This is a genomic window from Larkinella rosea (genome assembly GCF_003858635.1).
GTDB classification, from domain to species: Bacteria; Bacteroidota; Bacteroidia; order Cytophagales; family Spirosomataceae; genus Larkinella; species Larkinella rosea.
This window is the reverse complement of sequence record NZ_RQJO01000017.1, coordinates 86,292-98,183: the sequence shown is the minus strand read 5'-3', so window position 1 is coordinate 98,183 and position 11,892 is coordinate 86,292. Positions and strand designations below refer to the sequence as shown.

The window sequence follows — 11,892 nt, the reverse complement described above, 5'->3', positions numbered from 1 at the left end:
CGTGTGGACATCGAATAAACGCGTTATTTCGTGAATGGTTTTCGATAGGCGGTTTTCGATTTACAGTATACGGTTTTCGGCGGGTTGTCGTTTCGGCGGTTAACGCCTGTAAATGAATGCGCCAGCCCACCGTAAACCGAAAACCTATTGCCGATTCAGAACCGCTCCCAAAATCCGGGAGGCTGCCCGAACGCCGATGGTAAAGCCAAAGAACGGCCCAAAGGCCTGCCCCGCCGGAAAACTACTGAAATACAAACCCGGCACGTTACTCTGAAACCCCTCGTCCAAAACCGGAAAACCGTTCGTAATTTCCAAGTCGGTCAACAACGACTCACTCAGAAACGGCAGCCGTCGAATATCGACCTGATACCCCGTGGCAGCAATCACGTCATCGACCTCCAGTTCTTCGCCCGAATCCAGCGTCACGGACAATCCACCCGGTTTTTCGGTAACCGCCCTTACTTGTGTTCGGGGATGAAGGCCCACTTCCGGCTGAAAAATCCGGTCGGCAAGCCAGGGCTCCAGCTTCAACCGGCCTTCCGTCCAAAGCCGCAGACGATGAACTTCCTTTTCTTCGGGCGGTAATTGCCGGAACCAGCCGGGCTGAGCGACCATCCCGGCCACCAGCGCTTCCACCCACGACCAGTCCGAAACCGTAAATTGGGGCGTATCGTGTCGGTAACTCAGATCGACGCGGGCGGCTCCGGCTTCCCGTATCAAGGCCGCCCACTCAAATGCGCTCTGGCGACCGCCAACAATGAGTACCCGTTTGCCCCGATAAGCCGCCAGATCGATGGCATCGCGGGTGTGCCGCAATCGGGCGGACGGAATCAGTTCCGATAACAACGCGGGCACATGGGCATACGAATAAAAACCGGTCGCGATCACCACCTGCCGGGCCTGTACGCTGGAACCATCCGCCAGCGTTGCCCGAAAGCCGGTCTCGTTTCGACTGAGCTGTGCTACGTAGGTTTCCTGTACCGGAAGCTCTGCCTGGCGAATGAACCACTCACAATAAGCCAGATACCATTCCAGCGCCAGCGGTTCAGCCTGTTCGGCTGATTCCCCGCGTTCAGTCAGAAACCGCTCGATGGTCCACTGATTATCAGGATCAAGGTGCCATTCTACCCCCGACCGCAGCAGCATTCCGGCGGGCATGTGCCGCTTCCAGAACGCCATTGGATGCCCGACCAGTCGGAAATCATGTTGCCGTTTTTGAAGATAGGTCGCCAGGCCCAGTCCGAAGGGACCGGCGCCAATGATCAGGGTTTCCGAATCTTGATCCATGAAAAATCAAAAGAGTTTGGGTGTATGGTTTCCGTTTACTACCGCGTCAGGCGGTAAATCAACACGGCCGTCCGCTGAATCAGCAGCGGATAGTGTTTCAGATTGATGTCTTCTTCGATGCTGTGCGCCCCTCTGCCCGACGCACCCAAACCGTCCAGACACGGCAGGTATTCGGCCACATACGAAACGTCGCCCGCGCCCCGCGACCCCGGATCACCCGATTTAACGGGCTCCAGCCCCATGTCGCGGCTAATCTGATCGACCACTTTGCGCAGGTTTTCATTCTTTTCCGACGGTTCCATTGCCGGAATACCGTCGGAAAATGTAATGCTGGCTTTGGTCAGCGGCAGGCTTTTTTCCACAATTTCACGCATCCGGACGCGGGCGCTCTCCTTTTGTTTCTCCGAAATAAACCGCAAATCGCCTTTCACCAGGGCCGCCGGTGCCACGATGTTGGTTTTGCCGGTGGTTTCGGCCTTGGCCGCATTATCATCGTATTTCACTTCCGAACCACCCACGATCAGGCCGGGGTTGAACGTCAGGTATTGTTCCTGCCCCAGCACGCGCCGGAATTCGTTCAGAATCCGGGCGGTTTCAAAAATGGCTCCGTACCCTAAATCGCTGAAAATCCGGGATGAATGACCCGTTCGGGCGGCCACGTTGAGCGTCCAGCTACTGGAACCGCGCCGACCGGTCGTAACCTGCGAAAGTCCCTGCGCCCCTTCAAACGCCAGCGCAATGTCACATTTTTTGGCCCGTTCGATGAAATCCCGCCGACTTTCGGGTCCGCCACTGCTTTCTTCGTCACCGGTAAAATAAGCCGTAATCGATACATCGTCCAGCAAACCGTGGGTGTGCAGTGCTTTCAATGCAGCAATGATCATCACATTACCGCCTTTGATGTCGTTGGTTCCCTGACCCGTCGCCGTCGAATCATTGACCCGCTTGTAAGGATCAAACGGCAGGCTTTTTTCAAAAACCGTATCCAGGTGTCCAATCAAAAACAGCTTTTTACCGCGCTTGCCCTGCCGGGTGGCTACCAGATGACCGGCGCGGTTGAGCGAGTCGGGCAACGAAACCCACTCGGTTTTGAACCCCAGCTTTTCGAACTCACCGGCCAGCAATTTCCCGTTTTCCCGAACCCCCTCCAGATTGAGCGTTCCGCTGTTGATGTTCACGGTTTTTTCCAGAAACTTCTCCGTTTCGGGTTGCAACTGCCGGGCCGTCGCAATAACTTTTTTCTCGTCGGGCGAAAGGGATTGAGAGCGCGTTGCGAAGGCAAAACCAAGCAGGGCAAAAGCAGTCAGTACCAATTTAGTCATGTCGCGATGTCATCAGGTTGGAACTCAAATTAAGAAGGATCGGGCACAAATCGCGCATTCCCTGCCAAAACGGTTCACTTATTCACCTGATCGGCACCTTTGGTCGGGCATAGACGGGGTGTTCAGCCGACGCGGTAATTTTAGATTCTGAACATTACAACTACACACTACTGAAAACAACTTGTTTACTCTTATTCCTTATTCTGGCGCAGCTGTACGGTTTTGCCAACCGCCCGGTTGCCGGTTCAGACCGATTTGAACGGGCATCTCATCTCCGAAAGCCAGCTGGAAGTTAAGCAAAACCATTTGCCGTTTGCCAATCATCCGGTGGGCATGGATCTGCTGTGCGTTGCCGGTCGTGATCAGATTCAGACGGTAAAAAGAGTAAAACGGGGATAATCCGATTTATCCAATCGGTTGGGAACTGCTGATAACCGGCTGGGGAGTGCACACGACACGTTGGGCGGTTACGGTTTGCTCGGCGTGTCGTCCCAGTTTTTTCAGCATATTAATGTGAGAACCGAGGGCGTCGAAAATCGATGTTTTCTGGTAATAAGGCAGGCCAAATTGCCGGGCGGTTTCCTGAACAATCGGCGCAATGGCCGGGTAATGAACGTGGCTGATGGATGGAAACAAATGGTGTTCAATCTGGTAATTTAGTCCGCCAATGCACCACGACATGAGCCAGTGACCCGAAAAATTGGCCGTGCTTTCCAGTTGGTGAATGGCCCAGGCATTTTCGATATTTCCCTGATCATTCCGAATCGGCGAATGGACTTCTTCAATAATGTGAGCCAGTTGAAAGATGACGCTCAATACAAAACCGGCGACAAAGTTCATGAGCAAAAAACCGATTGCCCACTGCCCGAACGTGATGTCCGTCATCAGCAAAGGTAAAACACAAACAAAAAAGACATACATTAGCTTGCTTACCAACAAAATACCGATTTCGCGCGCAGAGAACGATTTGGTTAATTTCTGTTTCGCTTTCCGGTTGAATTCGCCCACCTGCCGAAAATCTTTCACCAGGAAAGAAAACGTCATCAGGCCGTACAGCACAAACGCGTAGAGGTGTTGGTAGCGGTGCATTTTGTGCAACCGCTGCTGATCGCAAAGCCGAAGAAACGGTTTGCCCGTTATATCACTGTCCAGCTGGTCGATGTTGGTGTAGGTGTGGTGCAGCGTATTGTGTTGCACTTTCCAGTTGTAGACATTCCCACCCAGCAAATACAAACTGCCACTGAACAGATTGTTAACCCAGGGCGAGGTCGAAAAAGAACCGTGGTTGGCATCGTGCATCACCGACATGCCGACGCCGGCAATACCAATTCCCATCATTCCTGACATGACAAGCATGGCCCAGGCGGGGAATACATTCGTCAGAATGAGCACGTAAGGCACCAGATAAAGGCTCAGCATGAAAATGGCCTTGCCAAGCATGGGAGAGCCGCCGGATTTGCAGATTTCATTTTCCTGAAAATACCGCTCAATTCGCGTCCGGAGCACCGGAAAAAAAGTTGACTTGTCCTTGTTAAGGAACTTTACGTTTGTCGTCGTCATATTTCACCTGCCGGGTTACAAGGCACCTGTCAACCAATTATTACTGACGACCGTATTCGCTCCCCTGATTCTAAATTGTGCTATTGATCCACCGTTGGACAATGTAAATCTTATAACGAAGAAAACCACATTTTATACTGTCTCTATAAAATAAATATATTAATACCGCTTAAATAGGCAGCAGAGGCTTGTTTTTAAAACGGGTTGGGAGCCCGTATTGAAAGAATGTTAAAATATCCTACTATACTGATAATAAAATAGAAAAAATCTTCAGTCACTTGTCTTTCCTTTGTAAAACCGATTCAACACATCAGGAAAGTCGGGCATTGATCGACCATGGAAACTTTAGTATGCACAACACCCGGCCAGTTTGAATACCGGCCCGGTGTACAACCGGAACTGAGTTCGGACCACGCCATCATCAAAATGAAACGCATCGGGATTTGCGGTACCGACCTGCACTCGTTTCAGGGAACGCAGCCTTTTTTTGAATATCCCCGCATCCTGGGGCATGAACTGGCGGGCGAGCTGGTCGAGTTCGACGGTGCATCCGGTTTTGAGAAAGGCGAAAAAGTGACCATTCTTCCTTATTTCTACTGCGGAACCTGCGTGGCCTGCCGCGCCGGAAAAACCAACTGCTGCGTTCAGCTCAAGGTGTCGGGCGTTCACATGGACGGCGGCATGGTCGAATACCTGAAAGTGCCGTCCTATTCGCTGGTGCACGGCGACGGCCTGAGTCTGGACGAGCTGGCGCTGGCCGAACCGCTGGCCATTGGGGCGCACGGCATCCGACGGGCGGCTGTGCAACCGGGCGAATTTGTGCTGGTCATTGGCGCCGGACCTATCGGCCTGGGCGTCATGGAGTTTGCCCGGATTGCGGGCGGTCAGGTCATTGCGATGGACGTCAACGAGTCCCGACTGGCGTTTTGCCGGGAAAAATTGCAGGTACCCTACACGATCAACGCCCGTTCTGCCGATGTAACGGAGCAACTGCGCGAAATCACCAACGGCGACATGCCGACGGTGGTAATCGATGCAACCGGCAATCAGGCGGCTATCAACAACGCGTTTCACTACATGGCCCACGGCGCGCGGTATGTGCTGGTGGGGCTCCAGCGCGGAGAAATCACCTTGAGCCATCCGGAATTTCACAAGCGGGAGGCCACGCTGATGAGCAGCCGGAATGCCACACGGCAGGATTTCGAACACGTTCTGAACTCCCTGAAACAAGGATTGATCGACCCGGTTACCTACATTACCCATCGGGTGTCGTTTGGTCAGGTGAAAGACCAGTTTGCCAGTTTTCTGAATCCGGCCAACGGCGTTATTAAAGCGATGGTTGAAATGTAACCGGAAAGCGGTTTTCGATGCGCCAGCTATAAAGCTGACAATAAGTCAATTAGTTAAGTTCTCATTCACAAAAAAGGGATAGGATCACCGGTTTTCGGCGATCCTATCCCTTTTTTGTGATACATCCTTCCGTTCGTCCGCCTGGTACCAAACCGGATGCGTCAGGTATTCCCGAATGCCGCCGGTTATTGGGTCAGACTGACCGGTTGTTTATTCTGACTGGCATCTGGTTACTTCCCAGTTCTACTTTTGCATCATTCGTCACGAATCCACACCATTTACTACTGAACATCATGAAGAAATTTACGTTTCTCACGCATTTGCTGGCTTGTTGGCTTCCCTTTCTTTCGGCGAAGGCCCAACCGATATCCCTCAAAAGTTTTTCCGGCGGAATTACCGAAATCGTCAGCCTGAATGGTACGCTGATTTTCAGCGCCAACGACGGTTCAACGGGCCTGGAGATTTGGAAAAGCGACGGCACAGCCGGTGGGACGGTTTTACTGAAAGACATTAACCCCGGTGCGGCCAGTTCGTCGCCAGCCCGTCTGATTGTGATCAACAATACCGTCTTCTTTGCCGCCAACAACGGTTCGACCGGCATCGAACTCTGGAAAACCGATGGTTCGGCGGCCGGTACGGTTTTGGTAAAAGACATTCGCCCGGGTGGTTACGACTCCACCCCGGGCTGGATGACGGACGTCAACGGGACGCTCTTTTTTCGGGCCGATAATGGCACTAACGGTTCTGAGATATGGAAAAGCAACGGCACCGAAGCCGGAACTACCCTGGTGAAGGATATTAACTACGGCTCGGCCCACGGCGATCCGCAGTACCTGACCAACGTCAATGGGACGCTCTTTTTTAAAGCGAACAACGGGGCCAATGGGTCGGAACTCTGGAAAACCGACGGCACATCCGTTGGAACAGTGATGGTGAAAGACATCAATCCTGGCATCAACGGGTCCAGTATTGCCTATCCGGCCAATATCAACGGCACACTCTACTTTGTAGCCTGGCAATCAGCGACAGGCAGTGAACTCTGGAAAAGCGACGGCACATCCGCCGGAACCGTGCTGGTGAAAGACATTTATCCCGGCCCTTTTCCTTCTGAGGTGTCTTTCATTACCAACCTGAACGGAACCGCCTATTTCAAAGCTTATGATCCAACCGCCGGAACCGAACTTTGGAAGAGTAACGGCACAGCGGCCGGAACGACGCTGCTAAAAGATATTTGGCCCGGCATAGCTGACGCGAACGGCATACCCGGTTTTCTGACCGTGGTCAATAACCAGATTTTCTTTACGGCCAATTACTACGGCACCGGCCGCGAATTGTGGAAAACCGATGGCACCAGTGGAGGAACGGTTTTGGTCAAAGACATCAACCCTGGACAGGATGCCTCCGAACCCACGAGCTTTGCGGATATGGGGGGCGTTTTATACATGAGCGCTAAAACCGCATCCCAGGGCTTTGAACTTTGGAAAAGCAACGGCACCGAAGCAGGAACGGTTTTGGTCGCCGATGTGAACCCCGGTGCTGCCGATTCTTCGCCCTATGAATTAACCCCGATCAACGGCGTGCTGTACTTTGCCGCAACGGGTTCCAACGGATCGAAACAACTGTTCCGCCTGAATCCCTGCGTGGCTCCACCCGCGCCAAACCTGGCATCGAATGGTCAGACTAGCGTTACCGTGACACAAAATGCGCCGGCGGTGGTCCTGACGGTTTCGAACTGCACCGGCACGCTCAACTGGACCGGTCCCGGCAATACCTCCGGAACCGGCACCATCACCGTACCGACTTCCGTCACCGGCACCTTTGTCTATTCGGCCACCTGCAACGTGAGCGGCTGCGTAAGTGCGACATCGAGTGCCACGGTGATTGTGCAGCCCGTTGTCAATAATCCCAATCCGGGTCCGGTCGTTACCGGTAATTTTGAAGGATACCTCGACAAAGTGGAATGTGTGAGTATCCGGGGTTGGGTCTGGGACAAAGACAAACCGAATACGGTGATGAAACTGGAGTTTTTCGCCAACGGTAATTCCATCGGCACCATCGACGCCAACATTTTTCGGCAGGATCTAAAAGATCAGGGAAAAGGCAACGGCGAGCACGCGTACAGCTTCCCGACCCCGGCCAGTATCAAAAACGGGCAGACGTATACGATCAGCGCAAAGGTTTATAACAGCAATTACGTCCTGAAATGGGCACCTAAAACCCTGAGTTGTCCAAGTGGTAGCCGAGTGGCGACTGAATCGGCGGAAAATCAAAAAACGCTCGAGGTAGTGGTGCTGGGAAATCCGATTCAGAATAATCAGGTGGAGTTTGAAGTCCGGGGTGCCGAAGGTGAACCGCTGCGGGTTTTACTAACCGATTTGCAGGGCCGGACTATCGCCGAACGACACATCGAACAGGCGGCTGCCACCGAACCTCAGCGGTTATCGGTTCCGAATTCGGCTTCAGGTATTCTTCTGTTGCGGGTTTCGAGTCTTCGCCAGGCACAGACCATTAAACTTCTGAAAGCGAATTAAGTACACTAACCCGGTTTATAAAAAGGGAGGTTTGTCAACCGCAACAGGTTGGCAAACCTCCTGCTCTTTTTTCGAAAACCGGTTTCACAAGCTGGTTTGTAACGCTTCCAATGCAGCGGCTACATAAACCAGCGGAGCGTTCCAGTTGATGGCAATTTCGTTGGACGCGTAGGAACACGACGCGTCGATAAACATCTCGTCCGCCGAGGTCGCCGTGTAGCCCTCGCATTTATCCTGTTTGGGCGCATTGCCGTTGGGCCCGCCCGACAACAAACCGGGCACCGGCGCTTCGACACCATCGGCCACCGATGGACGGTGGTGTGGATTCATGACCGGTTTATCACCAAAACCGGTGACGAAACAATAGCCCGTCGCGTTCCGGCCCAGCAGGTAATCGAGGTTCGTTAGCGCAGCCCGCAGGTATTTTTTGTCGTTCGTCAACCGATACGCCTGAATGAGCGCGACGCCCTGATTGGCCGCAACGGCGCTGCTGCCCCAGATATAATCCCGGGCGGTTTTTCCCATCACGGTCTGGTAAGCCTGTTTATCCACATCTTGAATTAACTCATCGGCAAAACCGGTCAGTTGGTGCTTCAAACGGGGTAAATCCTGTTTCCCAACTGGCGTCAGCGTTTTTTCGAACCGCAGTAACGTATAATACCCCAGCAACCGGACCTGCGCCCAGGAAGGCAGTGGCATTTTAGTGTCCGGAAACAGGTTGACGGCTTTATAATACGCATCATCCTTCGTCGTCACGTACAATTCAGCCGCGGCCCAGATCCATTCGTCGCTGGCGTCGCGGTCGCCGTATTCGCCGGTAACCACATCCGGGTCGAATTGCTCATTTAGGGCATTCTGGCGGTACAACTGATCCGGATTTTTACGGGCCCACTTCCACGCCCGAACAGCAGCCGTCCGGCAGGAATCGCTTAAACCGGGCAAATTCCGGGCAAAAGACTTGAAAATCCGGCTGGCCTGCGCCATCACGGCGGCAAAGTCGAGAGCCGCCGTTACGCTTTTCTGTACGACATACCGTTCTTTCGTGGCCTTATCCGGCATCACCATCCCGTCGAACCGGGCGTTGGTCAGCTTGTGATAAACCCCACCGTCGGCCGGGTCCTGCATCGTCAGCATCCAGCGCAGGTTCCAGAGCGATTCGTCCAGAACGTCCGGTAATTGGTTACCGCTTTCGGGAATGTTCGTCTGAAATTTCTGGCAAAACGGCGGAAAGTCTTCGTACAGCGACAGCAATGTCCCGGTTGTAATACCCGAATTAACAATGTATTTGTTGTAATCGCCCGCATCGTACCAGCCCCTCGGTGACGACAAAACCGTACCCGCCGGACGCCCCGGCGAAACCGCCGACGGGTGCACCAGCACCTGCCCGTCTTCCTTCACATGCCCGGCCGGGCGGCTCCAGCGGCCCGCATATTTTTCCGGTAGATCAACGGAAACGCGCTGGTAATAAAAGCCTTTCAGCGAACCGATTGCCACGGCGCGGTGCACATCGGTTTTGATTTCGAACGGCTGCGAATGACCCAAACCGGGAATCAGTACGACGAAAGTTCCGGCGGTTTTCAGGGCCGAGAAGTCGGCGGTTCGGGCGGTTTTGCCGGAAATGCTGTTTTGACGCGGCTCACTGAGCTGCCCTTTAAAAACGACTTTCTTCAAATCCGGCGTCGTCACCTGAAAATCGGCCGGAGACTCGCCAACAACGATGGCAATTTTGGTGGCTTTCGGATAAAAACCGACCTGATTCAAGCGGATGGCGGGCGAAAGTTGCTGAGCCTGAACCGCAAAAACAGTCAAGACCCAAAGTAGAGCGGTAACGATTTGAATTCGGACGGGTTTAGGGAGTTGCATTCCGTTCTTTCGTGAAGTTCCATTGAAGGTATTTGAAAAATGTGACACTTTCTGGTAAAAACAGTCTCATTAAAGTTGAGCAAATAGAACTAATGAAAAATATACCTCTTGTTTTGTAACAAAACAAGAGGTATATTACTTGGCAACTTTACCCTATGACCCAAAAACAACAATTGATTTTACACCTTCGGATGCAACTCGCAACGCTTAAGCAAGCATTACGAGACCAAAGTGACGAATTAACTGAAAAAATCAACTGCTTGACCGGATAGCCGAATTTTTGAAAATTATTCGGGGTCTCGAAGAAGCGTAATGCGAGCGGTATCTTTTAACAATAACCTCTATGGAAACTACGCAAAAAAAGAGCATACAGGAACTACTGGCCGAATCGGATAAGCTAATTGAGGAAGGAAAACGGTTTTTAGTGTCGGAAGGGAAAGTGCTCGACCTGACTGAATGGATTACACTTCAAGAGTATACGAAGCGACATAATCTGAAAAGTACAATGGTTGTAAGCAACTGGATTGCACGCGGCATCGTACCACCGGAAAATGTCTTTGCAGTGGATGAGTTGAACGGAATTAAGTTGATTCTGGATAAGAAGTATAAAGAATAACCAAAACCGCTTCGGCTAAACCGTCAAACCGCTCCCACGTATTCTTTCAGGTGGAACCGAAGGGTTCGCAGCGATTGCATAATGTGGTATTCGACCGTCCGTTCGGGGATGCGCAGCAGCAGGGATATTTGCCGGACCGAGTGGTTTTCCAGACGGTTTAAGCGGAAGATTTGCCGGGTTTTATCGGGCAGATGGGCAATGCCCAACTCGAGGGCTTTGTTCAAATCCTCGTAAGCCAGCAGGTTTTCGGTTTGGTAATCGGATTCGGGTAGATCAGCAATCTTGAAATTTTCGTATTTCTGCCGAATGATCAGGGCTTTGATGTGGTTCAGGATTTTGTATTTCACCGCACCGAATAAATACTTCTTCAGTTCGTCAATCTGAATCGTTTCCCGCCGTTCCCACAAGTCCACAAAAAGGTCCTGAATCAATTCTTCAGCGTTCTCCTGCGAGTACAATTTCTTCCGGGCTACGACAAAAAGAGGATGCCAGTATTTGCGATAAATCGCCTGAAAAGCCTCTTCATCACCTGTCTGGAGAAGTTTTACCAATACGACATCATTTAAAACCGAATATTCCATAGAAGATCGCTATAGTGGGTCTGCCTGTGCGTTTTTGCGGAGAGTATTCCCCGAAAAGACTAAAATTATATTCTAAGATTTCCATTTTAGCCCTACGCCCTATCCTGTACTTACCTGTTTCCTTCTTTTTTTGAAAAAATTTAATAATTCAAACGGCTTGGTTTATTTCAATTTTCACTTAGTATAATAACTGCGTGGCTAATTCGTCCGCTTTGCGGCTAATGATGTGATAAAACTAAGAACTTTTAGTAAGTAGCCTTATGATAATATAAATATTCCGCTATTTTACAGAACGATTTGCGGTTTTTTTCTTCAGGATTGACGTAGTTGTATAGGCTATTCCTTCCCTGAACTGATTATTCCGGTTTTACACTGAGAATGCACACGAATCGTAGCGATTTTTTAAGACTGCTTCAACGCTACATGGATGGCAGTTGCACATCTGACGAAAAACAGATGCTAGATTACTGGTATGATTTACTGGATCAGGAACACGAAGAAAAAACCGAAAACCTGCCCAGAAATCACTTGGAAGAACTACTCTGGGCCAAAATTCAACACCGAACACAGGCCGAAAAAGCAACCGATAATCAGACGATCAACCTAAAATGGTGGCAGCATGACAAATAGGTTGCCGACACCAAACCGCCCTTTATTTTTTCACTAAACCCAACGACTATGCTAAAAGCCCTTTACTCCCGCGCCTTTTCAGGGCCAGCCACACGGTAATTCCCCATCTTAATCGGCAGTACCCTATTTCGCTCAATCGGCCTTTCAAAGTG

At 51.4% G+C, this 11,892-nt stretch carries 10 protein-coding genes; 5 read left to right on the top strand and 5 right to left on the bottom strand.

The window, feature by feature from the left end:
* Positions 1-144: 144 nt before the first annotated feature.
* The gene (locus EHT25_RS31655) at positions 145-1,287 is read right to left on the bottom strand and encodes an NAD(P)-binding domain-containing protein (RefSeq protein WP_124879469.1); all 1,143 of its coding nucleotides are present in this window, start codon (positions 1,285-1,287) and stop codon (positions 145-147) included.
* 38 nt (positions 1,288-1,325) lie between these two features.
* Positions 1,326-2,609, bottom strand: coding sequence for a M20/M25/M40 family metallo-hydrolase (locus EHT25_RS31650; protein ID WP_124879468.1), 1,284 nt, complete (start codon positions 2,607-2,609; stop codon positions 1,326-1,328).
* Between the two features lie 222 nt (positions 2,610-2,831).
* On the opposite strand from EHT25_RS31650, the gene EHT25_RS32860 reads away from it, so the two are divergent.
* On the top strand, positions 2,832-3,008 hold the full coding sequence (locus tag EHT25_RS32860) for a hypothetical protein (RefSeq protein WP_185731558.1): 177 nt from the start codon (positions 2,832-2,834) through the stop codon (positions 3,006-3,008).
* A 6-nt stretch (positions 3,009-3,014) separates the two neighbouring features.
* On the opposite strand, the gene EHT25_RS31645 is transcribed toward EHT25_RS32860, so the two are convergent.
* A complete protein-coding gene (locus EHT25_RS31645) occupies positions 3,015-4,169 on the bottom strand; it encodes a fatty acid desaturase family protein (RefSeq protein WP_124879467.1) in 1,155 nt (384 codons plus the stop codon).
* Positions 4,170-4,505: 336 nt separating this feature from the next.
* Between EHT25_RS31645 and EHT25_RS31640 the strand changes: the two genes are divergently transcribed.
* Together EHT25_RS31640 and EHT25_RS31635 are read left to right on the top strand one after the other, a co-directional pair.
* Entirely contained in the window at positions 4,506-5,519 is a 1,014-nt protein-coding gene (locus EHT25_RS31640; RefSeq protein WP_124879466.1) for a zinc-binding alcohol dehydrogenase family protein, read from the top strand.
* Between the two features lie 116 nt (positions 5,520-5,635).
* Positions 5,636-8,050 (top strand): ELWxxDGT repeat protein, encoded by a 2,415-nt coding sequence (locus tag EHT25_RS31635; protein ID WP_124879465.1) that lies wholly within the window; start codon positions 5,636-5,638, stop codon positions 8,048-8,050.
* Between the two features lie 84 nt (positions 8,051-8,134).
* On the opposite strand, the gene EHT25_RS31630 is transcribed toward EHT25_RS31635, so the two are convergent.
* On the bottom strand, positions 8,135-9,913 hold the full coding sequence (locus tag EHT25_RS31630; RefSeq protein WP_124879464.1) for a glycoside hydrolase family 9 protein: 1,779 nt from the start codon (positions 9,911-9,913) through the stop codon (positions 8,135-8,137).
* A 343-nt stretch (positions 9,914-10,256) separates the two neighbouring features.
* On the opposite strand from EHT25_RS31630, the gene EHT25_RS31625 reads away from it, so the two are divergent.
* Entirely contained in the window at positions 10,257-10,529 is a 273-nt protein-coding gene (locus EHT25_RS31625) for a hypothetical protein (protein WP_124879463.1), read from the top strand.
* A gap of 23 nt (positions 10,530-10,552) precedes the next feature.
* On the opposite strand, the gene EHT25_RS31620 is transcribed toward EHT25_RS31625, so the two are convergent.
* Complete coding sequence (locus tag EHT25_RS31620) at positions 10,553-11,110, bottom strand: RNA polymerase sigma factor (RefSeq protein WP_124879462.1); 558 nt, start codon at positions 11,108-11,110, stop codon at positions 10,553-10,555.
* 456 nt (positions 11,111-11,566) lie between these two features.
* Here EHT25_RS31620 and EHT25_RS32855 point away from each other — a divergent pair, with 456 nt between their 5' ends.
* Positions 11,567-11,740 carry a hypothetical protein gene (locus EHT25_RS32855; RefSeq protein ID WP_185731557.1) on the top strand — a complete coding sequence of 58 codons (174 nt, stop codon included), beginning with the start codon at positions 11,567-11,569 and terminating at the stop codon, positions 11,738-11,740.
* The last annotated feature ends 152 nt before the right edge of the window (positions 11,741-11,892 follow it).

Coding starts and splice junctions, on each gene's coding strand:
- EHT25_RS31645 (WP_124879467.1), bottom strand. CDS start 4,169: ATGACGACGACAAACGTAAAGTTCCTTAACAAGGACAAGTCAACTTTT.
- EHT25_RS31625 (WP_124879463.1), top strand. CDS start 10,257: ATGGAAACTACGCAAAAAAAGAGCATACAGGAACTACTGGCCGAATCG.
- EHT25_RS31620 (WP_124879462.1), bottom strand. CDS start 11,110: ATGGAATATTCGGTTTTAAATGATGTCGTATTGGTAAAACTTCTCCAG.
- EHT25_RS31630 (WP_124879464.1), bottom strand. CDS start 9,913: ATGCAACTCCCTAAACCCGTCCGAATTCAAATCGTTACCGCTCTACTT.
- EHT25_RS31640 (WP_124879466.1), top strand. CDS start 4,506: ATGGAAACTTTAGTATGCACAACACCCGGCCAGTTTGAATACCGGCCC.
- EHT25_RS31650 (WP_124879468.1), bottom strand. CDS start 2,609: ATGACTAAATTGGTACTGACTGCTTTTGCCCTGCTTGGTTTTGCCTTC.
- EHT25_RS32855 (WP_185731557.1), top strand. CDS start 11,567: ATGCTAGATTACTGGTATGATTTACTGGATCAGGAACACGAAGAAAAA.
- EHT25_RS31655 (WP_124879469.1), bottom strand. CDS start 1,287: ATGGATCAAGATTCGGAAACCCTGATCATTGGCGCCGGTCCCTTCGGA.